The 21462-nt window shown below is 63.3% G+C and carries 16 protein-coding genes, 3 pseudogenes, 1 riboswitch and 1 other annotated feature; of the genes and pseudogenes, 11 read left to right on the top strand and 8 right to left on the bottom strand.

Going from position 1 to position 21462, the window contains the following annotated elements; all coding sequences use genetic code 11:
- Window positions 1-40 precede the first annotated feature (40 nt).
- The 5 genes and pseudogenes from EBS_RS03370 to EBS_RS03385 all read right to left on the bottom strand — a co-directional run bounded on the left by EBS_RS03370 (window position 41) and on the right by EBS_RS03385 (window position 4358).
- Complete coding sequence (locus EBS_RS03370) at window positions 41-475, bottom strand: FKBP-type peptidyl-prolyl cis-trans isomerase (RefSeq protein ID WP_052199255.1); 435 nt, start codon at window positions 473-475, stop codon at window positions 41-43.
- A complete protein-coding gene (locus EBS_RS03375) occupies window positions 472-1242 on the bottom strand; it encodes a hypothetical protein (RefSeq protein ID WP_043107319.1) in 771 nt (256 codons plus the stop codon). The genes EBS_RS03370 and EBS_RS03375 overlap by 4 nt, the downstream gene beginning before the upstream one ends.
- Window positions 1239-1717: pseudogene (locus EBS_RS13445) on the bottom strand (ATP:cob(I)alamin adenosyltransferase). Before EBS_RS13445 ends, EBS_RS03375 begins: the two are co-directional and overlap by 4 nt.
- Before the next feature lies 1 nt (window position 1718).
- Entirely contained in the window at window positions 1719-3539 is a 1821-nt protein-coding gene (locus tag EBS_RS03380; protein WP_043107321.1) for a TonB-dependent receptor domain-containing protein, read from the bottom strand.
- 121 nt (window positions 3540-3660) lie between these two features.
- Window positions 3661-3872, bottom strand: a riboswitch (cobalamin riboswitch).
- Between the two features lie 108 nt (window positions 3873-3980).
- Window positions 3981-4358, bottom strand: coding sequence for a transposase (locus EBS_RS03385; protein ID WP_231892862.1), 378 nt, complete (start codon window positions 4356-4358; stop codon window positions 3981-3983).
- Between the two features lie 123 nt (window positions 4359-4481).
- Between EBS_RS03385 and EBS_RS13450 the strand changes: the two are divergent.
- The 5 genes and pseudogenes from EBS_RS13450 (at window position 4482) to EBS_RS03415 (ending at window position 9653) form a co-directional block, all read left to right on the top strand.
- Window positions 4482-5690, top strand: a pseudogene (locus EBS_RS13450) (IS3 family transposase).
- Window positions 4749-4865, top strand: a sequence feature (AL1L pseudoknot). Its footprint overlaps the pseudogene before it by 117 nt.
- Window positions 5691-5744: 54 nt before the next feature.
- Window positions 5745-6440, top strand: a complete 696-nt coding sequence (locus EBS_RS03400; RefSeq protein ID WP_043107323.1) for a phosphotransferase — start codon at window positions 5745-5747, stop codon at window positions 6438-6440.
- The gene (locus EBS_RS03405; RefSeq protein ID WP_043107325.1) at window positions 6419-7675 is read left to right on the top strand and encodes a glycosyltransferase family 4 protein; all 1257 of its coding nucleotides are present in this window, start codon (window positions 6419-6421) and stop codon (window positions 7673-7675) included. Before EBS_RS03400 ends, EBS_RS03405 begins: the two co-directional genes overlap by 22 nt.
- Window positions 7672-8874, top strand: coding sequence for a glycosyltransferase family 4 protein (locus EBS_RS03410; protein WP_043107328.1), 1203 nt, complete (start codon window positions 7672-7674; stop codon window positions 8872-8874). Before EBS_RS03405 ends, EBS_RS03410 begins: the two co-directional genes overlap by 4 nt.
- Window positions 8871-9653 (top strand): WecB/TagA/CpsF family glycosyltransferase, encoded by a 783-nt coding sequence (locus tag EBS_RS03415; RefSeq protein ID WP_043107329.1) that lies wholly within the window; start codon window positions 8871-8873, stop codon window positions 9651-9653. Before EBS_RS03410 ends, EBS_RS03415 begins: the two co-directional genes overlap by 4 nt.
- A gap of 291 nt (window positions 9654-9944) precedes the next feature.
- Here the strand turns inward: EBS_RS03415 and EBS_RS03420 are convergent, their stop codons facing one another.
- From EBS_RS03420 to gmd, 3 genes and pseudogenes are all read right to left on the bottom strand, one after another.
- Window positions 9945-11123, bottom strand: coding sequence for an MraY family glycosyltransferase (locus tag EBS_RS03420; RefSeq protein WP_171816170.1), 1179 nt, complete (start codon window positions 11121-11123; stop codon window positions 9945-9947).
- A gap of 738 nt (window positions 11124-11861) precedes the next feature.
- Window positions 11862-12857 (bottom strand): GDP-L-fucose synthase, encoded by a 996-nt coding sequence (fcl, locus tag EBS_RS03425; RefSeq protein WP_052199258.1) that lies wholly within the window; start codon window positions 12855-12857, stop codon window positions 11862-11864.
- A 10-nt stretch (window positions 12858-12867) separates the two neighbouring features.
- A pseudogene (gene gmd / locus EBS_RS03430) lies at window positions 12868-13960 on the bottom strand (GDP-mannose 4,6-dehydratase).
- 835 nt (window positions 13961-14795) lie between these two features.
- Between gmd and EBS_RS03435 the strand changes: the two are divergent.
- The 6 genes from EBS_RS03435 to EBS_RS03460 all read left to right on the top strand — a co-directional run bounded on the left by EBS_RS03435 (window position 14796) and on the right by EBS_RS03460 (window position 21455).
- Window positions 14796-15347 (top strand): hypothetical protein, encoded by a 552-nt coding sequence (locus EBS_RS03435; RefSeq protein WP_043107331.1) that lies wholly within the window; start codon window positions 14796-14798, stop codon window positions 15345-15347.
- A gap of 361 nt (window positions 15348-15708) precedes the next feature.
- Window positions 15709-16050, top strand: a complete 342-nt coding sequence (locus tag EBS_RS12730; RefSeq protein ID WP_148307629.1) for a hypothetical protein — start codon at window positions 15709-15711, stop codon at window positions 16048-16050.
- Complete coding sequence (locus EBS_RS03440) at window positions 16038-17066, top strand: O-antigen ligase family protein (RefSeq protein WP_052199260.1); 1029 nt, start codon at window positions 16038-16040, stop codon at window positions 17064-17066. Before EBS_RS12730 ends, EBS_RS03440 begins: the two co-directional genes overlap by 13 nt.
- Before the next feature lie 855 nt (window positions 17067-17921).
- The gene (locus tag EBS_RS03450) at window positions 17922-18608 is read left to right on the top strand and encodes an outer membrane beta-barrel protein (protein WP_408065681.1); all 687 of its coding nucleotides are present in this window, start codon (window positions 17922-17924) and stop codon (window positions 18606-18608) included.
- Window positions 18609-18638: 30 nt separating this feature from the next.
- Entirely contained in the window at window positions 18639-19190 is a 552-nt protein-coding gene (locus tag EBS_RS03455; RefSeq protein WP_052199600.1) for a polysaccharide biosynthesis/export family protein, read from the top strand.
- Window positions 19191-19253: 63 nt separating this feature from the next.
- On the top strand, window positions 19254-21455 hold the full coding sequence (locus tag EBS_RS03460) for a GumC family protein (protein ID WP_043107334.1): 2202 nt from the start codon (window positions 19254-19256) through the stop codon (window positions 21453-21455).
- The last annotated feature ends 7 nt before the right edge of the window (window positions 21456-21462 follow it).

Raw genomic sequence — 21462 nt, forward strand, 5'->3', positions numbered from 1 at the left:
AGGGATGTCTAATGTGCCGCCGCCCCGGAAGATGCCGGGGCTATTCCACCGCCAGGATCTGCACCCGGAACACCACCTCGTGGCCGGCCAGGGGATGATTGAAGTCGACCACTACCTCGTCGCCGTCGATCTCGCGGATGATGCCCATGGTCTCGCCCACCTCGCCCAGGGCGAAGCTCATGATCTGCCCGACCTCGGGCGTCAGCTCGCCGAAGTCGGTCAGCGGCAGGCGTTGCACCAGCCCCGGCTCGGGGTCGCCGTAGGCCTGTTCCGGGGTCAGGGTGAGGGTCTGCTCGTCTCCGGCCTTCAGGCCGTAGAGTGCCATCTCCATGCCGGGCTGGAAGGTCTTGTCGCCCATCTGGAAGCGCAGCGGCTCCTCGCCGAAGGTGGAGATGGCCTCGGTACCGTCCGGCAGCGACAGCGAGAAGTGCAGGGTGACGGTGCTGCCGGGGAGGATCTCGCGCGAGCCGCTCACGATGGCGCCTGTGCGCGCGCGATCTCGCGCAGGGTTGGCACGTCCAGGCGCAGGCGGTCGGCATGTGCCAGCGCCCGCTGCAGACGCGCGTGTGCCGAGCGACCCATGCAACGGTGCTCGGGATCGCCGTTGAAGGCCTCGAGCATGCCGCCGATCAGGGCGTCGCGGTCGTAGCTGCGGCCGGTCAGTCCCTCCTGGATGTCGATCACTTCGTTGGCCACGGCGCGTGCCAGTGCTTCGTGGTCGCGCCACAGCTCGTCCACGGTACCGCCGACCCGCAGGCCGGCGATGTTGGTGGTCAGGATGTAGACGTTCTTGAGCACCAGCTCGAAGGCCATGGCCTGATCGTCCGGCACCTCGCGTGCCGGGATGTCGAGCGTGGCCAGGGCGTCGATCAGCAGCCGCGAGCGTGGTCCGAACACCGGCGAGGGAATCAGCACCTTCACGTCCTGTCCCTTCTTCTTTTCGAACCACACCGAGATCACGGTGGGACCCGGCAGGTCGGCATAGTCGGCCGGCAGCAGCTCGTTCTGCAACAGTGCCAGGCGGTCGCGCCAGGCCTCGGGGATGGCCTCGAGCACCGGGTGCAGGGCCGTCTCGCCCACCGCCACCAGCACCATCTCCGGTGCCGGCAGTTCGTCTGCCAGCCGGGACATGTCGGTATCGCGGGTGACCGGGTACACCGGATGGCCCAGGCGCAGCAGGCCGCGCGCAAACACGCTGCCCATCTCGCCGATGCCGATCACCACCACCGGGGCTTTGCTCATGGCTCGGATTCCTTTTGCCAGTACACCTCTTGCCCCCGTCACGCCGCGCCAGCACACGCGCGATCACGAACAGCAGGTCGGAGAGGCGGTTGAGATATTTCAGGGACGCGGAGTTTACCGATTCTGCGCGCGAAAGTCGCAGCAGGACGAACTCGCGCAGCGAAGGCAGTTCGCCATTGAGCTCGTCCAGCCAGTGCTCGAGCCGCTCCACCCACGGCGCCTGCGTCACCGTCTGCCCCGGCAGGGCCAGCTCGCCGCCCAGGTCGAACAGGCGGTGCTGGATCTGCGCCAGGCGGCTGTCCAGCGGATCGCCGGAGACCAGCAAGGCCCGCACCACACCCAGCTGGCTGTTGAGCTCGTCCAGCTCGCCGATGGCGTCGATGCGCGCACTGTCCTTGTGCACGCGCTGCCCGTCGGCCAGGCCGGTCGTGCCGTCGTCGCCGGTGCGGGTGTAGATGCGGGTCAGGCGGGGCATGTCACTTCGGTGAATAGCGCAGGCCGAGCAGCACCAGCCGTCCCTGTGCCGGGTAGCCGCCTGCCAGCTCGTACTGTTCGTCGAACAGGTTGGTCACGTTCAGTTCCGCCTGCCAGTCGCGATCGAGTCGGTAGCCAGCCGAGAGGTCGAAGGTGGTATAGGCGGCCAGGACCCGGCCGTTGAAGCGCGAGTCGCGGCGGTCGGTCTCGGCGGTCAGGTCTGCCCGGGTCCACCAGTTGCCGTTGTCGTAGCCGAGGCTGGCGTTCAGCTTGTTCTCGGCGCGACGTGCCAGGCTGCTCTTCTGGTCCAGGTTCTCGGCATCCTGCCAAGTGTAGTCCAGGGACAGGCTCAGCGGTCCGCTGGTCAGCCGGTAGCCGAGTTCGACGCCGCGGATACGCGCACGCTCCACCTGTTGAATGACGTAGGTCGTCGGATCGGACTCGATGAGGTCACGGATACGGGTATGGAACAGGTTGAGTTCCACGCGCTGCCCGTCGCCCAAGCCCTGGCGCAGGCCGATCTCGAAGGAACGCGACTTTTCCGGCTTGAAGTTGGGGTTGCCGCCAAGGCCCGGGTTCAGGTCGTTTGCACTGGGCGAGCGGAAAGCGGTGCCGGCATTGGCATGCACATGGGTCTGCGGGCCGAGCCGGTAGCCGGCGCCGAGGTTCCAGGTGAACTGCCGGCCATAGACACTGTGGTGGAGGCCGCGTACGCCGGCCTGCAGGTCCAGGTCGCCGGCCTGGTAGTCGTCTTGCAGGTAGACGGCCTTTTCCCGGCTGGTGCGGTCATAGGCCGTGCCGTAGGACAGCAGGCGTGCCTGTTCGCGGCTGAGCGTCACGCCCCCGACCAGGGTGTGTGCCTCGCTCGCCAGCCAAGTGTGTTGCCAGTCCAGGCCGAGCCGCTCGGTGTGTGCAAAGTCATGCTGACCGGGATAGGAGAGGTTGGTAAAGAAGTTGATCTGGTTCTCGTCCGAGTTGTCCACCGCGCGGCTGAGCAGCAGACGGCTGGACCAGTCGTCCCCATGCGCGGTATCGACCGTGAACCGGGTGATGGCATTGCGCACGTCCTGATCCAGCGGTGCATTGGTAAATCGATCCAGGTATTCCACGTTGCCCTGGCTCTGCCAGTGGCTGAACTCCAGCGCGAGATCCGGGCTGAGGGCGTAGCCCAGGCGCGCATCGAAGGTGTCGTGGCGATAACCGCGCGCCAGCCGGGACGAGGATCTTGGCGGGTAGCCGTTGGTCTGCTGGTGACTGATCGTCAGGCCGGCGCTGAACGGGCCCTTGCCGCCCGAGACGCCGGCGCTGGCATTGAAGATGCCCTGGTTGCCCGCCTGCAAGGCGCAGTGCAGGCGCGGGGCGTGGCTGGCGGCCTTGCGTGTGAAGATCTGGATTACCCCGCCGATGGCGCTGCTGCCATAGAGCGTGGAGGCCGGGCCACGTACCAGCTCGATGCGCTCGATGGTCTCGGGATCGATATGCTGGAAGGCCGTCGCCCCGGTGGTGGCCGACTGTGCGGGCACGCCGTCGATCAGCACCAGTACGTGGTCGCTGGCGGTGCCGCGCAGGAACAGCGAGGTCGACTGGCCGGGGCCGCCGTTGCGCCCGATCTGCACGCCGGGCAAACGGCGCAGCAGCTCGGAGACATCGCGCGCACCGGAGCGTTCGATCTGCTCGCGGGTGATCACCGACACGGCGCGCACGCTGGCATCGGCAGGTTCCTCGAGGCGGCTGGCGGTAACGACGGTGGTATCCAGCAGGGTCTGCGCTGTAGCGCTGGTGGTCAGGCTGGCGAGCGCCAGCGCGATCAGGGTCTTGTTCATCTCGGCTCTCCCGAATGCGCACCCGCATTCGTCTGGGGCCGGGAGAGCGGACAGGCAGGGACGACCGGGCGGCCAGGCCGCCGGCGACGATGCCCGTCGGCCGCCCTCCGCGACCGGGTTATGGGGGGACGATCTCGTGGCCGGTATCCGGACTGACACGTTGCCGGCACGAGGCCGGCGGATGCCGACGCCTTCCCGGGCCGAGGCCCAGTGGCTGTCAGTCGGCATCACGACGTGATCACCGTTGCGGGGGCAGTGCCGGAATGGTCGCGGGGACGCACCGGCTTCCCGTTTAACCCGTCAGAGACGAGCACCACGAGGGGCGGGGAGATTAGGAGGAGTGACGGATGGCGTCAAGGCAATATGGCAGGAGCGGCGCAATATGGTGGGAGCGGCGTCCCCGCCGCGAACCCTTCGGCCCGGGGACGAGGGTAGGAGATCCTATGTCTGCATGCAACGATTTCTTGGCCGATATTCGGTTTCATTTCGCAAGATGGCAAAAGCGACCCTGGCGAGCTTTCTGCCGAGGATGACCAGGGCCTGGACCAGGGCCTGGACCGGCGCCAGGCCGCGGTCGAGATACCGCTGGTAGAAATCTCGCCAGGCTGGCGTTCGACACGCGCGCATGGCAGCGAGGTAGAGCAGGCGTCGCAACTCGGCGTTGCCTTTCTTGGTGAGCTTTCGTCGCCCACGCATCTGACCGGAATCATGCACGCGCACATCCATGATAAAGGCGTCGGAGGAGCGGAATGAGCCGCGCTGAAAGGCGGTGACCAGGGCGGCGGCGGTGAGGGGGCCAATGCCCTCGATGGCCTGCACACGCAAGGCACCGTCTTTCCAGGCAGCTTTCTCGAGCCATTTCTGGATCTGCTGATCGATCTTTCTTTCAAGTGAACCGCCCCGGGTTTCCCGGAGACTCCATTTCTTGAGAGGATAGAGTCTATGGATACGAGCAAGAGATATTCCCCTGAGGTCCGGGAACGGGCGGTTCGCATGGTGTTTGATCATCAGGGCGAGCATGATTCCCAATGGGCGGCGATGACCTCCATCGCGGCCAAGATCGGCTGTACTGCGCAAATGGGTGAGACAGGCCGAGCGTGATCAAGGACTGCGCGAGGGTCTGACGACGTCGGAGCGCGAGCGGCTCAAGGCCTTGGAACGGGAGAACCGGGAGCTGAGGCGGGCCAACGAGATTCTGAAGACGGCGTCGGCTTTTTTTGCCCAGGCGGAGCTCGACCGCAAACTGAAGAGATGATCGCGTACATCGACGATCACAGGGATCGTTACGGGGTCGAACCGATCTGCGCGGTGCTGCCGATCGCCCCGTCCACCTACTATGAGCACAAGGCCCGTGAGGCCGATCCACAGCGACTGCCGCGGCGATTGCAGCGGGATCGCGCCCTGTCAGACGAGATTCGACGGATCTGGGAAGAGAACTTCCAGGTGTACGGTGCCAGGAAGGTATGGCGGCAGCTCAACCGGGAAGGCATCGAGGTAGCCCGCTGCACGGTGGAACGTCTGATGCGTGTCATGGGGTTGCGGGGTGTGGTGTGAGGCCGCCGTTGCCGGACAACGATCGGCGACACGACGGCGGAACGACCACTGGACCGGGTGAAGCGGCAGTTTACTGCCACCCGCCCGAATCAGTTGTGGGTGGCGGACATTACCTACGTGGCGACTTGGACAGGGTTTGTCTATGTGGCGTTTGTCGTGGACGTCTATGCCCGACGGATCGTGGGCTGGCGTGTCTCCCGGTCGCTGAAGACCGACCTGGTGCTGGATGCGCTGGAGCAGGCGCTATGGTCGCGCCAGGACACAGAGGGCCTGGTGCACCACAGTGACCGAGGCTGTCAGTACCTGTCGGTGCGCTACACGGAGCGCCTGGCCGGGGCCGGCATTGATGCCTCGGTCGGTAGCCGAGGGGACTCCTATGACAACGCTCTGGCAGAGACGATCAACGGTCTGTACAAGGCCGAGGTTATCTACCGGCGAGGCCCCTGGAAGCATAGGGAGGCGGTCGAATATGCCACTTTGGAGTGGGTGGACTGGTTCAACCACCGGCGGCTGCTGGAGCCTATTGGCAACGTGCCACCGGCGGAGTTGGAAGCGGCGTATTATCGCCAACAGAAAGAGTCTGCCAAGGCGGCCTGACTCAAACAAAACAGTCTCCGGAATATCCGGGGCGGTTCACAGTCACCCCGGGCCATGGCGGCGTTGTCCAGGGAGGCGGATGCGTTGCGGCATCTGGAGAACAGCGAAGTGTCCGACCAAGTGCCTCGTCTTATGGATTTCGTGCAGTCCGGCGGCCAGGCGGCTATCCACCAGTCCTATCGCAGAAGGCGCCCTCTCGACGAGAGCGCCATGCATCGGGAGGTTTTGGCGTTCCTGGGGCGGTTGGCCGACATCGACCGGAAAGAGAGAAGATTGGCCGATGTGATGCAGCAGCAGGCCGTTGTGGCGGGAATCCACTGGTGTGAAGCGAGGGGAATGGCGGGCACGGTGTTGCGTCGCCTGCGACACCTCTGCGAAGAGGACATCAGGGTGACAGGGCATCGCAGCCATGGTGATTTCGCACCCTGGAACTGCGCCTGGACGGACGCCGGACTGTTCGTGTTTGACTGGGAGGAGAGCCGGGAGTGGGAGCTGTTGCTGGCGGATGCCTTCTACTACGCCGTGGCGCCTTCCCTTCATATCCGGTCGCAAAAAGAACGCCTGGAAGTGTTGAGCGAGCGGGCTTTGGCCCTGCACGGTAAAGCGGCCGATCATGCCGGTATCGAGCCGGGAAACAACGAAATCCATTGGGCCTTGTGGCTGTTACGACAGCTCGGCTTGCAGCCCAAGCCCTTGTATGGCGACCTGCTGGGAGAGTTGGAAAGGTCATGGCAAAAGACCGGCGCCTGAAAGTATTGGTATCCGCCTATACCTGCAGCCCTTATAGGGGCTCGGAGTTTGCCGTGGGTTGGGGCTTCGTCCAGGCAATGGCGAAACGCCACGATCTGTGGGTCATCGTGGAAGAGGAGAAGTGCAGGGCGGATATCGAGCGTTATCTCAACGAGCATCCAAAGGCGCTTCCCAATGTCCGCTTCTTTTTCCTGCGTAAGCAGCGCAACCGCCGGCTCAGGCGGCTCTGGCCCCCGTCCTATTACTGGTACTATCGGCGGTGGCATAGTCAGGCTTTCGAGCTGGCGAAAAAACTGCACGAAGAGGTCTGTTTCGACCTGGCTCACCAGCTCACCATGGTGGGCTTTCGTGAGCCCGGGTATCTGTGGCGGATGGAGATTCCTTTCGTCTGGGGGCCTGTGGGAGGCATGGGGCGCTTTCCCTGGCGGTTTTTGCCGGAGGTGGGCCGTTACGGCGCGCTCTACTACCTGGGGTATAACCTCTACAATCTGGCGCAGATGCGTTTCATGCGCCGTCCCCGGCTGGCTGCCCGCCGGGCCGGCAACGAAGGCTTGCTGCCGGCGACCTCTGAAAACCGTGAGGGGGCTATGTGCCACTGGGGGGTAGCCGGCCAAGTGATGCCCGAAGTCGGTCTGCCGCGCAAGCCGGTGGAGGTCGTCAATGCGCGCGCGCCGGATGAGCCGCTGCGCATCATCTGGACGGGATTGCACATTCCGCGCAAGGCGCTGCCTCTGGGGCTGCGAGCCCTCGCCCGTCTGCCCCGGGCGATCCCCTGGGAGCTGCATGTGCTGGGCAAAGGGCCGAGGACAACGGCCTGGAAGAGGCTGGCGTCCCGCTTGGGCATACAGGATCGCTGCCGCTTTCATGGTTGGCGGGAGCGGGAAGCGGTGCTGTCGCTCATGGCCCAGGGGCATCTGCTGCTGATCACCAGCTTGCGGGATCTGACCTCCACCGTCACCGTGGAGGCGCTGGCGTTGGGATTGCCCATCGTCTGCCTTGACCACTGCGGTTTTGCCGAGGTGGTGAACGAGGATTGCGGTATCAAGGTTCCGGTTACGTCGCTAAGGGAGGTGGTCTCGGGAATTGCCCGGGCGCTGGAAACCTTGGCAGACGATGAGCCCTATCGCCGGCGGCTGGCCGAAGGGGCCCTGGTTCGGGCCCATGACTACGATTGGGACGCCAAGGCGCGGGTGCTGGAGGCGGTCTATCGGGCCAAGGCCGGGGTGGACCGGTGAAGATCCTCCTCACCCATAATTTCTATGGTTCTTCGGCGCCCTCGGGAGAGACCAGTGTGGTGGAGTCGGAGCAGAGGATGCTGGTATCCAGGGGCCACGAGGTGGCGACCTTTTTTCGCCACAGTGACGAAATTCGTGGCCAGGGTGCCTGGGGTGCGATCAAGGGCGCTCTGGCCACGCCCTGGAACCCTTTTTCTACCCGCGCGATGAGGCGTGCATTGGAGGAGAGTGGGTCTGATGTCGTTCACGTTCACAACACTTTTCCGTTGATATCGCCATCCATTTTCCCGGCAATCGGTTCGCGGGCGGCACGGGTGCTTACCCTGCACAACTATCGCCTCTTCTGTCCGGCCGCCATCCCCATGCGAGCAGGCCGGGTCTGTACCCGGTGCATCGATGAAGCGCGTGTTGGAGCGGCGTTGCGGCACGGCTGTTATCGCGACAGCCGGCTGGCCACGGCGCCCCTAGCGGCGAACGTAGCGCTGCATCGGCGGCTGGGTACCTGGCAAAAGCACGTGGATGCCTTCATCACACTTACGGAGTTCCAGCGCCAGGTCATGATCGACGCTGGCTTGCCGGCGGAAAAGGTGCATGTCAAACCCAATTTCTACCCCGGTGATCCCGAGGTAATCCCCTGGGAGTCTCGCCGGGAAACCGTGGTGTTTGTTGGCCGGCTGTCGGTCGAAAAGGGGGTGGAAACCCTTTTGCAGGCCTGGCGACAGTGGGGTACCGACGCACCCGAACTGCGTATTGTGGGCGACGGCCCGTTGGCTGGCGAGCTGCGGCGGCTGGGGCGGGGGCTGCCGGTTTGCTTTCTTGGACAGCTTCCGCCAGAGAAGGCGCAGGAGGAGATCGGTCGAGCCAGGTTGCTGGTGCTGCCTTCAGAATGCTTCGAAGGGTTTCCAATGGTAATAGGAGAGGCTTTCGCTCTGGGCACGCCGGCGGCGGTATCTCGGATTGGTCCCTTGCCGGAGATCGTGCGGATGGGGGAGGCGGGTGTGGTATTTGCTCCCGGCGATCCGGATGCGCTGCTGGAAGCGGTGTGCAACGCCTGGGCCTCGCTGGATCGGCTGCGGCGCGTGGGCGAAAGGGCTCGGGTCACCTTCGAGGAGAAATATACCGAATCGATCAACTACCGGCTGTTGATGGAGATCTACGAGACTGCCATGGAAGTGAACAAGAAGAGGGCAAAAGGATGAAACAGCGCCGGGAAGATATCTGTGGGTACCGGGTCGGCACATCCGGTGTGGAGGACACGGTGGCAGAGGTGGTGGACTGGATATGGAGCGGTGACAAACGAGCGGAGTGCCGCTGGCTTGCGTGCCTCAATCCCCACTCCTATGCCGAGTCGCTGAAGGACGAACGATTTGCCGCAGCCCTGCGCAGGGCCGACTGGCTGGTACCCGACGGGGCCGGCATCGTGCTGGCTTCGAGGATGCTGGGCGGGCGGATCCGCGAGCGAGTGACCGGTAGCGACATCTTCAAGGGGGTGCTGGATTCATTGAACGAGGTGGGTGGCTACAGGGTTTTCTTCCTTGGTTCCACCGAGCAGACTCTGGCGGAGATCCGTGCCCGCATGGCCCGCGACTATCCGCGGGTGGAGGTGGCGGGTACCTATTCACCCCCTTTCAAGCTCGAGTACACGGAGCAGGAGTTGGACGAGATGGTGGAGGCCATCAACCGTGCTGCCCCGGACGTGCTCTGGGTAGGCATGACCGCACCCAAGCAAGAGAAGTGGATATTCGGCCAGCAGGAGCGGTTGAACGTGCGTTTTGCCGCGGCCATCGGGGCGGTGTTCGATTTCTACACCGGTCGGGTGAAGCGTCCCCATCCCATGTTCCAGCGCATGGGCTTGGAGTGGCTGCCGCGCCTCGTACAGCAGCCGAGAAGGCTGTGGCGGCGGATGGGGGTTTCTGCGCCTGTTTTTCTAGCTCATGTCATGCGGCAGAAAGTTGTTCTCCAGAAACGAACGTCGTGAGGGATTTATTGGTAACGTGATTGCCGGTGTGAATGAGGTCGTAGCCTCCCAATTAGGTAGGAATTCGTTGTCGGCGGTTAGGGGGTTGGGTGTGGTGCTGATGGACGTTAAGTCCGTGCTCGACCGGGAGGCGCTTGCGGTCGCTGGGATGGATGTTTGGCGGCTTTGATGGTCCCCCTCCCGGCCTCCCCCGCAAGTGGAGAGGTGTGGACGGTGGATGTTCCCGCAGGCGGGGAAGGGAGGATCGTCGCTTTCCGCGAGCGGGGGGCTTGATCTGGGCAGGCTTCAGACCTACCGCAAGGCCCCGACCTTCTTCCCGGTGCTTTGCGGTGCGCTCGGGGTGGGTGAGCTGGGCGCGGTGTCGCCGGATGTTCTCCGGTCCAGCGTTTGGCGCCGGTCGGCCAGTTGACGGCGTTCGGGGCCAACCCAGGGGATCTGTTGTTGTCGCCGGTCCTGGAGTTGCCGGCGGTCATGCTTGTGGCGGCGGCAGATGGAACGCTTGAGGAAGCGCATCATCCGCCAGGAACGCATGATGAGTGCATAGTAGGTAGCGAACACGGCGAGAAACGCGGCGAGCATGACCGGTTCGGGTACGCGCTGCAGTTCGCCGGCGATGCCGATGGCGCTGAACACCACCGAGGCGCCCAGGATGATGAACACGGTCTCGCGGCGGTTGAAGCCGGCGTATTGCAGCACGTGGTGAAAGTGCTCGCGGTCGGCGGTGAACGGGGACCGGCCCTTGCGGATACGCCGCACCATCATGACGATGGTGTCGATCAGCGGGATGGCCACCAGCCACGGCGCGGTGGTGGGTGCCATGGCGCGGTGTTCCCCCTGGCTGAGCTTGATCATAAACCAGGTCAGCACAAAACCCAGCAGCAGGCTGCCGGCGTCGCCCAGGAACATCAGCGGTTTCTTGTCGAGCTTGAAGCGCCAGTTGAAGCCGAGAAAGGCCATCACGGCGCTGGCCAGCAGGAGTAGCACGCTGACGTCGGCCAGGTCGTGCGACAGCCAGGCCAGCAGGGCGTTGAGAACGACGGAGCCGGCCAGGCCGTCCACGCCGTCGACCATGTTCAGTGCGTTGATCACGCCGATCGTGGCAAAGACGGTGAAGGGGACGCATAGCCACGCCAGTTTCACGGGGTGGTCGATGCCCGGCAGCAGGTAGCCAAGGTCCGTCAACTCGACGCCGCCCCAGTAGATCATCAGCAGTGCGGCGATGGCCTGGGCGACAAAACGTGCTTGTGGGGGCAGTTCGTGCAGATCATCCACGAGGCCAACGGCAACCAGGATCAGCCCGCCGACGATCAGCGCGGCGTAATCGTACAAGGGGATGCCGAGCAGCAGGCCGGTCAGTACGAACCCGGCGTAGATGCCCAGTCCCCCGACCAGGGGAATGGCGCCCTGGTGTTGCTTGCGGCTATCGGGACGGTCGAGCAGATCGATGCGAAACGCGATCTTGCGCAACAAGAAGAGGATGAGAGCGGTAATCCCTGCCCCCAACAGCATTCCTGCCAACAATTCCCTGGTGTCCATTACTCAGTCCTTGTCTTCCTTGCCAGCTCCCTGTGCCGGCTGAGATTTCCTGGGGGAAGCGCAGAATCGGTCTTCTTCCGCACGCTGTTTGAGCGCGGGGGAGAGGGGTGCAAGGCCCCCTGTTCTGTGCTTCCCGGCTCCAAGGAGCCGTACCGTGGTCTCCGTTATCAGGAACGTCGATCAAGTGTGTCCCGGGCGCGTGTGGGAGAGGACGGGAGAGGGGAGGCAGGCAAGCCCTTGTCTCCTTCCTGGTCTCCCCTGCGGGCGGGGAAGGGACTTGATCGGAGTTTCCTCGGCGGGACCTGCTTCCTGCCATGTCGGTCATCTCCGACAACGACAAGAGAATTCTACTCCAAAGTGTGAAGTGCGTCGCAAGTATGGGGGGCGTATTCGGGAATTTCAGGCGCAAATAATGGTGGCCAGGCGCCGTGGCGCCGGAATCCATGCCGTTCAGCCATTGTTGTGCCGGGCTTTTCCGCGGCCGGCAGACATCGTCGTCCTGCCGGGAGGCTTCTGACAATCTTCTGACTTTTGGGAACCTCTGATTAACTCTGGCGCGAGCAGATTGTGGTGAAAAATCGTCGGGTTCGAGGCGCGAATCGCACGTAATAGCCCGCTATTGCGAAGATTTGCAACGTGGAACCGGGCGATTTGGCGCCGCAAGGTGCCGTGTCATGAGTTGATCAGAGGTTCCTTTGCAGTGGCCTGCCGATCCTGACCGCGCAGGCGGTCACGATTCGCCAGGTACCAGCGATAGGTATCGCGCAGGCCTTCTTCCAGGCCGATACGGGGATGCCAGCCCAGGGCATTGATTTTTGTCGTATCGACCAGCTTGCGCGGGGTGCCGTCGGGCTTGGTGGGATCGAAGGCCAGTTCGCCCTGGTAGCCGACCACCCGGGCGATGGTCTCGGCCAGCTCGCGGATGCTCAGGTCCTGGCCGACACCGACGTTGACATGCTCGGCATCGCTGTAGTGTTGCATCAGGAACAGCAGGGCCTCGGCCAGGTCGTCCACGTGCAGGAATTCGCGCAGTGGCTTGCCCGTGCCCCACAACGGCACTTCGGCTTCACCCCGTTCGCGCGCTTCGTGCATCTTGCGCATCATGGCCGGCACCACGTGTGACTTTTCCAGGTCGAAGTTGTCTTCGGGGCCGTACAGGTTGGTCGGCATGGCCGAGATGAAGTCGTCGCCGTGTTGCTTGCGGTAGGCCTGGCACAGCTTGATACCGGCGATCTTGGCCACCGCGTACCACTCGTTGGTGGGCTCCAGCGGGCCGGTGAGCAGGTATTCCTCTTTCAGGGGCTGCGGGGCCAGCTTGGGATAGATGCAGGTGCTGCCCAGGAACAGCAGCTTCTTTACGCCCGTGCGATGCGCGGCATGGATGATATTGGCCTCGATGGCCAGGTTGTCGTAGAGGAAGTCGGCCGGATAGCTGTCGTTGGCCAGAATGCCACCCACCCGCGCGGCGGCCAGAAAGGCATAATCCGGCCGCTCCTGCGCGAAAAAGTCCTCGACCTCGGCCTGGCGGCGCAGGTCCAGCTCGGCGCTGGTGCGGGTGAGTAGGTTGGCAAAGCCGGCGCGCTTCAGGGCACGCAGGATGGCCGAGCCCACCATGCCGCGATGCCCGGCGACATAGACCCTGGCGCCGGCGTCGTCCAGAAAGGCCATGTGCCGCTCCTTATTCGTAGTGCTTGAAGGCCTTGAAGCCCCGGGTTTCCACCAGGTGGTCGCGCTGTGCCAGAGCCAGGTCGTTCTCCATCATCTCCTGCACCATCTCTTCGAAGGTGATGCGCGGTTGCCAGCCCAGCTTCTCGCGTGCCTTGCTGGCGTCACCCAGCAGGGTCTCCACCTCGGTGGGGCGGAAGTAGCGCGGGTCCACCTCGACGATGCAGTTGCCGTTCTGGTCGTAGCCCTTTTCGTCCACGCCCTGGCCTTCCCAGCGGACCTCGATGTCCACGTGGCGCGCGGCGATCTCGACGAACTGGCGCACCGAATACTGCTTGCCGGTGGCAATGCAGAAGTCTTCGGGTTCGTCCTGTTGCAGCATCAGCCATTGCATCTCGACATAGTCGCGGGCGTGTCCCCAGTCGCGCTTCGCGTCCAGGTTGCCCAGGTAGAGCCGGTCCTGCAGACCCAGCTTGATGCGCGCCAGGGCGCGGGTGATCTTGCGGGTCACGAAGGTCTCGCCCCGGATGGGTGACTCGTGGTTGAACAGGATGCCATTGCAGGCATAGAGGCCGTAGGCCTCGCGGTAGTTCACCGTGATCCAGTAGGCATACAGCTTGGCCGCGGCATAGGGCGAGCGCGGATAGATAGGGAGTGGTCTCCTTCTGCGGGATCTCCTGTACCTTGCCGAACAGCTCGGAGGTCGATGCCTGGTAGAAGCGGGTCTTGTCTTCCAGGCCCAGGATGCGGATCGCCTCGAGCAGGCGCAGGGTGGCGATGGCGTCGGCATTGGCGGTGTATTCCGGTGACTCGAACGAGACCGCCACGTGACTCTGTGCGGCGAGGTTGTAGATCTCGTCGGGTTGGATGGCCTGGATCACGCGGATCAGGCTGGCCGAGTCGGTCATGTCGCCATAGTGCAGGACGAAGCGCTGGTCCTCGACGTGCGGGTCCTGGTAGATGTGATCGATGCGGTCGGTGTTGAACAGCGAGGAGCGGCGTTTCAGGCCGTGGACCTCGTATCCCTTGTCCAGCAGGAATTCGGCGAGATAGGCCCCGTCCTGGCCGGTGATGCCGGTGATGAAGGCGATTTTCTTGTGCGACATGTCACTACCTTGTCCATGTGTGAATGTTGGGGGGTGCCCTCCTGGTCTCCCCCGCAAGGGGTAAACGGTTCTCGCCCCTTCTCCCCGTTGGGGAGAGGGGAGTCGGTCGGAAGCTCCCTGGGCCCCACGCTCGGCACAGGTCTCCCTGAGCAGACGTGGCCGCGTATTTTAGCGATTTTGCCCGGGGATGCATTAAGGAACCTCTGATCAACTCATGACACGGCATCTTGCGGCGCCAAATCGCCTGTCTACGTTGCGAATCTTCGCAATAGCGGGCTATTACGCGCGATTCGCGCCTCGAACCCGACGATTTTTCACCACAATCTGCTCGCGCCAGAGTTCATCAGAGGTGCCTTGACGGATGTCGAGCGTCCGAATCGTGCGGGAGCATCTGACCCGCTCTGTTCCCTGCTGACCGGGGTCGATTCAATGTATTTTTCGCTTGCCGAGGAGAGCGATGTATTTTCCCTTGCTTGCAGGGGACGTTAAGGACAGTCTGATCAAGTCGAGGGGCCGTCATCCCGGCCAGGCACGCGCCGCGTGCGCGAGCCGGGATCCATTTGCTCAGCAATCGGTTGTGATTCATGGACCCCGGATAAATGGGGATGCCGACGTGATCAGAGGTGCCTCTTGATCAGAGGTTCCTTAATAAAGAGTGGAGATGCCAGTAATGTGTCACACTCCAGGGTGCTTTGCGGGTCGGCTTGCAAGTATTTTCCAGTGGGCAGGGGCTTCCCACGATGCGGTTTTCGAGTTGTCGCTGTGGAATGGCCTCGTATAGAATCGTTGCTGGAATCGGTGTAGCGGCCGGTCGCTTTTCAAGGAGATTAAGGGAATGAAGAATAAGATCGGTGTAGTGCTGGCACTGTGTTTGATGGGCGTGGCCATGCCCGGCATGGTGCTGGCCGATGAAGACAAGGGTGGTCAGGCGGCCGAGCAGGCCCAGTCGGCCGAGGCTATGCTGCAGGCCCTGCTGGATCAGGGCATGCCTGTCGAGAAGGCGCTGAAGAAGGTTCTCGAGAAATATCCCGAAGCGGCGCCCAACTTGATCGCCAAGGCCGTGCAGGCCGCACTGGCGCAGAAGGGTGAGGCAGACAAGACCATAGAGAAGATCGTCAAGGTCGCACAGGAAACGCTGGGCGAGGGGGGCGAGCAGGCGGCCATCGCACAGGGCCTGCTGTTGGCGGGTGTAGACCCCGAGCCCTATCTGGAAGCAACCGCCGCGGGCAAGAAAGACAAGGACAAGAAGAAAAAGAAGAAGAAAAAGGACGACGACAACGGCAATGACGACAACGGCAATGATGGCAACACGGATACCGGAACGGGCGGCGGACTGCCCGGCGGTGGTGGCGGCGGTGGTGGCGGCGGTGGTGTCAGTCCTTCCTGATTGATTGGCTGCTTGGGGACTCCCCAACTCTCTCCGCCAGTCGGGGGGAGTAAGGCCCCTCCCCGGTTGCCGAGGGTTCACCCCGCTTCCGGGGCACCGCCAGATCAATGCCTATCCCGCTTGCGGGCGCCGCCGGATCAACGCTTCCGGCGCTTGCGGGCACCGCCAGATCAACTCCTCCTTCGCTTGCGGGGGAGGCTGGGAGGGAGCCCCGGGCAAGCTGGCAGATGGATCATTCCACACAAGACCATCGAACCCTCAACCCTGTTTGTCGAGGCCTGCCTGCGGGCGGGTCTCTTCGCGTATGGGCGGTATGACTTCAACGCAGGCGACGGGCACTCCAGCAGACCGTGGACTCTATGTGGGGTTCCTGGCATTGCTGCTCTGGTTGCCGCTGCCGGTTGGCAGCAACCGGGTATGGGCCGTGGTGCTCATGTACACCCTGTTGTCGCTGCTGGCGGCATGGTGGCTGGGATTGTGGCTGAGACACCGGGTGGAGCCGGGTCCGGCACTGATGCAGGCGCGCTGGGTGTTGCTGGTCTTCGTGTTGTGGCTGGTCTGGCTGGCGTTGCAACGCTTGCCCTTGCCGCCCGGCGGGCTGTCCTGGTTGTCGCCCCGTGCCTGGCAGGCCTGGCGGGAGGTCGATCCGCAAGGCACGGCACCGGTGTCGCTTGAGCCCTGGGCCGGGGGGTGTTCTGGCTGAAGAGCCTGTCTTGTCTGCTGGTCTTCGTGCTCACGCTGGCGTTGGTCAACAGCCGTGCTCGGCTGCGGCGCCTGATGTGGGTGTTGGTGTTCAGCGGGGCATTTCAGGCGGTGTACGGCAGCCTGATGGTGATGTCCGGCCTGGAGTGGGGCTTCTTTTTTCACAAGGATACCGGCCAGGGAGTAGCGACCGGTACTTTCATCAATCGCAATCATCTGGCGGGTTATCTCGAACTCTGCCTGGCACTGGGCATCGGGCTGTTGCTGGCCGGGCTGGAAGAAGAACGGGTTCTCGGGTGGCGCCAGCGCCTGCGCCACTGGGTACGCACCCTGTTGGGCCCCAAGCTGCGTTTGCGGGTGTTGCTGGCGGCCATGGTGGTCGGGCTGGTGATGACGCATTCGCGCATGGGCAACAGTGCCTTCTTTACCAGCCTGCTCGTTACCGGCGGACTCTGGCTGGTGGCGACCGGGCGGCGTTCCTGGTCCGGTCCCCTGCTGTTGCTGGGCAGTCTGCTGCTGATCGACACCTTTATCGTAGGGCACTGGTTCGGTGTCGAGCGCGTGATGCAGCGGATCGAGCAGACCCGCATCGAAACCGAGCAGCGGCGTTATGTCGCCGAAGACACGCTCGCGCCCGTGCGTGATTTCTGGCGTACCGGCAGTGGGGCTGGCAGCTTCTACACGGTGTATCCCGCCTATCGGGATGGCATAGTCCAGGGCTTTTATGACCACGCGCACAACGATTACCTGGAGCTGGCCGTCGAGACCGGCCTGCCCGGCAGTGCCTTGCTGCTGTTCATTGCGCTGCCGTCCTGGTGGATGGGTATGCGGGCCATGTGGCGCCGCCGGCGTCGCCTGTACCGGGGGGCAGGTTTCGCGGTGATCATGGCGGGCATCGCCTTCGCTATGCACTCGAGTGTGGATTTCAATCTGCAGATCCCGTCGAATGCCATCTTGTTCGTGGTGCTGTTGGCGCTGGGCTGGGTGGCCGCATACCAGAGGCCGTCGGAGAATTGAGCACATTCCTCCCTCGCTCGCGAGGGGCTCGAGAGTGGTCGCTCCTCCCCCGCCTGCGGGGGAGGCTGGGAGGGGACGTCTGGGGTCTCTTCCACCCCCTCCTCGCAAACGGACGAGATGGATTAGTAGGTTGGGCGTAGCCGATGAAATACTCACCCGCCACTGGATGTGTTTGATGCAATTGCAAATGGCCAGTGGGAGCCAGTAGAATTCCGACCGAATTTAAGGATATGCCAACTGGATGGGGATGGATATGTCGCTGCAAGGGAAGAACAGGGGATGGGTGGCAATGGCAGCGGCGATGTTGCCGTTGCTGATGACGGGGCAGGCGCATGCGATCAAGGGCGGAGAGCCCGGCACCGTGATCCTGGATGGCGGGATGTTCTATCCGTCCATCGGAATTGCACTGACGCATGACGACAATATCTTTCGGACCGATACCAACAAGAAGTCGTCCACCTTGTTGGTACTCACTCCCGGGGCCCGGCTTGAGTACGATGCGGGTGAGGCTACCCAGGTAGCCTTCGAGCTCGACATGGAGCGGGGCGTCTATTTCGACAGCAGCGACGACAACTACCTGGATGTCGATCTGTTCAGCGAGGCGGCCTACCTGCCGACCGAACGTCTCACCTTCTATGGGCGCCTGGGCTACAAGCGTGGGCACGAGGCCCGTGGTACCGGTACCAGTGCCGGCACGCCCCTGGCGATTTCCGAGCCTGACCGTTTCCATGTCTGGTCCGGCGAGGGGCGGGTCAGCTATGACATTGGCGAGCAGAAGCTCGAGTTCGGCTACGTTCACGAAAAGCGCCTGACCGTTTCCATGTCTGGTCCGGCGAGGGGCGGGTCAGCTATGGCATTGGCGAGCAGAAGCTCGAGTTCGGCTACGTTCACGAAAAGCGCAAGTACGACAACAACCGCGCGACGACCATCCTGCAGGATCGCAAGTCCGACGCCTTGTCGGCCGGGCTGTCGATGAAGGTGGCGCCGAACACCGCCATGACCTTCGATCTGGATCTGCAAAAGATCAACTACGATGTGGCGGCCCTCGACAGCACCGAGCTCCGGGGACTGGTCGGGGTGCGTTGGGAGGCAACCTTCCAGACAGCGGGTTTCGCCAAGGCCGGTTGGCAGAAGAAGAACATGTCATCCGCCGGCTTGAGTGATGCCTCGGGCGCCTCGTGGGAGCTTGGCGTGGACTGGAAGCCGTTGAGTTACTCGAGTTTCCAGCTGTCCACCTCGCGGGACTTCGGCGAGTCCGACGGCGTGGGCTCCTACCAGGACACGCGCAGCCTGGGGCTGGCCTGGAACCACGACTGGACCGATGTGCTGGGTACGCGCTTGTCGCTGGACAAATCGCGCATCGAGTACGGTGGCAGTACCCGCCGCGACCGGAACCGTTCGTTCGGCATCGACGTGGAATATCGCGCGCCCCCCTGGCTGCTGTTCGGCGCCACGATTTCGCACAGCCGGCGTGACAGCAATCAGGCGGGACTCGATTACAAGGACAACCAGTTCGGCGTGCAGGTCGGCATCAACATGTAAGGGCGAACCCGGGGGTTCGAGGTGGAATACATGATCACGGGCTGCAAGAGGCTGCTGGAGGGGGGGCTGGTCGTGCTGCTGTCTTGCCTGCTGGGCAACATGGCGTTGGCGGCACAGGCGCTGGACAACTACCGCCTGGGGGCGGGCGACAAGATCCGAATCCAGGTCTATGGCGAGAAGGATCTCTCGGTCGAGACCCTGGTGGACGACAGTGGCACCATTTCCTATCCCTTTCTGGGCGAGATCCAGGTCAAGGGCAGCACCCTGCGCGAGGTGGAGCAGCGTATCACCGAGGGGTTGAGGGGGGACTATCTGGTCAATCCCGAGGTGACCGTTTCCATTGTCGAATACCGCCATTTCTACGTGAACGGCTGGGTCAAGAGTCCTGGTTCGTTCCCTTTCCAGCCGGGCATGACAGTACGCAAGGCCATCTCGCTGGCGGGTGGTTTTGCCGAGCGCGCCAACAAGCGGGCGCTGACGGTCGTGCACGGTGACGACGCCTTTGGCAAGCCGCAGCAGATCCACCTGGACGATCAATTGCACCCCGGAGACATCATCTCGGTAGGCCGCAGCTTCTTCTGAGAGAAGCGGAAATACGGATAAATCGGATCAAAGAGAGGGTCGGTGCAAGCCGGCTCGGCGCTTATGAACGCTCAAGACATCAGTAGGGAGCCGGTTCGCGAGGAGTTCGATGACGAGACCGTCGACCTGCGCGAATACTGGCGTATCATCCATTCTCACAAGTGGAGCATCATCGGTATCGCCCTGCTGTTCGTGCTGGTGGTATTCAAGCAGCGGCCTGTCTACCAGGCGACCGCTTCGCTGCTGATCGAGCCGGAATCGACCAGGATCGTACAGATCGAAGACGTGTATGCGGTCAGTGGTGACGATGCCTACTATCGTACCCAGGTCGAGATCCTCAAGTCGCGTGCCCTGGCCGCCAGGGTGATCGACAAGCTCTCGCTGGCCGACAATCCGGAATTCCTGCCGCAAAAGGACAGTGGATGGTCCTTCCGTCTGAACTGGCGTGAGTGGTTTGCGGCCTGGCTGCCGGCGGCAGACGAGGGGGCGCCCGATCCCGAGGCAGAGGCCCTGGCCGCGCGCGAGGCATTGATCGGTGACTTTCTCGATCGCCTCAAGGTCGCGCCGGTACGCAACACCCGTTTCGTGCGCATCAGCTTCGAGGCGCATGATCCCGCGCTGGCAGCACTCATAGCCAACACCCTGGCCGATACCTATATCGAGAGCGATCTCGACGCCCGCCTGGAGATGACCAAGAAGGCGACGGCCTGGCTGGCCTCGCGCCTGGAGGAGCTCAAGAAGAAGCTGCGCGTTTCCGAACAGGCATTGCAGGCCTACCGCGAAAAGGAAAAGCTGATCGATTCCGGTGGCGTGGGCACCCTCACCGCCGAGCAGTTGCAGGACCTGCGGCAGAATCTGGTGGTGGCCGAGCAGGAGCGCATTCGCGCGCAGGCCGCCGTCAGCCAGGTGCGTGCCGCCAAGGGGGATCCCGACAAGCTGTCCTCCATTCCGGCTGTGCTCAACGACCCGGTCGTCAGTTCGCTGAAGGGCGCCGAGGTGGATGCCGAGCGCCGTCTCAAGATCCTGGCCAAGCGCTACGGGGCCAAGCATCCCAAGATGGCCGCGGCCCGGGCCGACCTGCAGGAGGCGCGCGCCGCGGTGCGCAAGCGCGTCAGCAGCGTGATCGCCAGCCTCGTAAAGGAATACCAGGTGGCGCTCACCAACGAGCGGGCCATCCGCGCCTCGCTGGAGAATGCCAAGGACGAGATGCAGTCCATCCATCGCAAGAGCTACCAGCTCAACGTGCTCGAGCGCGAGGTGGATTCCAATCGACAGCTCTACGAGATGTTCCTCAGGCGCCTGAAGGAGACGAGCCAGGCCGGTGATCTGCAAAAGGCCAATGCCCGTATCGCCGACCCGGCGGCGGTGCCGGTTGTGCCTGTCAAGCCGAAGAAGCGGCAGATCGTGAGTATCGCCGGTGTGCTGGGGCTGTTGTTCGGTATCGGCCTGGCCTTTCTGCTGGAGCGGCTGGACAATACCTTCAAGCGGGCTTCAGACGTGGAAGAGCGTCTGGGGCTGCCGTTGCTGGGAGCGGTGCTGCACCTGAAGCTGGGCAAGGGCGAGACCCCGCTGGACTACGCCCGCAGCCACCCCCAGTCCCGGTTCGCCGAGTCCATCCGCACGGTAAGGACCTCGGTGTTGCTGTCCGGCCTGGACGAGCCCTACAAGGTGATCGTTATAACCTCCTCGGTGCCGGGCGATGGCAAGAGTACCCTGGCCATGAACCTTGCCGATTCCCTCGGCGAGATGCACAAGGTGCTGCTCATCGATGCCGACCTGCGGCGGCCGACGGTGGCGACCACCTGGGGCCTGGATCGCAAGGCCAAGGGGTTGTCGGAGTTCCTGTCGCAGTCGGCCAATGCCTCGGAATGCGTGCACCAGCTGGATGAGCGCAATGTCTACGTGATGCCTTCGGGGGTGGTGCCGCCCAATCCGCTGGAGCTGTTGTCCTCGCGGCGCTTCAAGGAGGCACTGGACACCCTGGGGCGGACCTTCGACCACATCATCATCGACAGTGCGCCGGCCCTGGCGGTCAGCGACGCCCTGGTGCTTTCGCGCAATGCCAGCGGGGTGATCTACGTGATCAAGGCTGACAGTACGCCGTATCCTGCCGCCCAGGAGGGCATCAAGCGACTGCGCCACTACAAGGCGCATTTGATCGGTGCCGTGTTCAACGACGTGTCGCAGAAGAAGAAAAAGGGCTACGGCTACTACGATGGCGACGGCGGCGGTTACTACGCTTCTTACGGCTACACCCAGGACTGACCGGAGG

This window comes from endosymbiont of unidentified scaly snail isolate Monju (assembly GCF_000801295.1).
Taxonomy (GTDB): Bacteria; Pseudomonadota; Gammaproteobacteria; order Chromatiales; family Chromatiaceae; genus MONJU.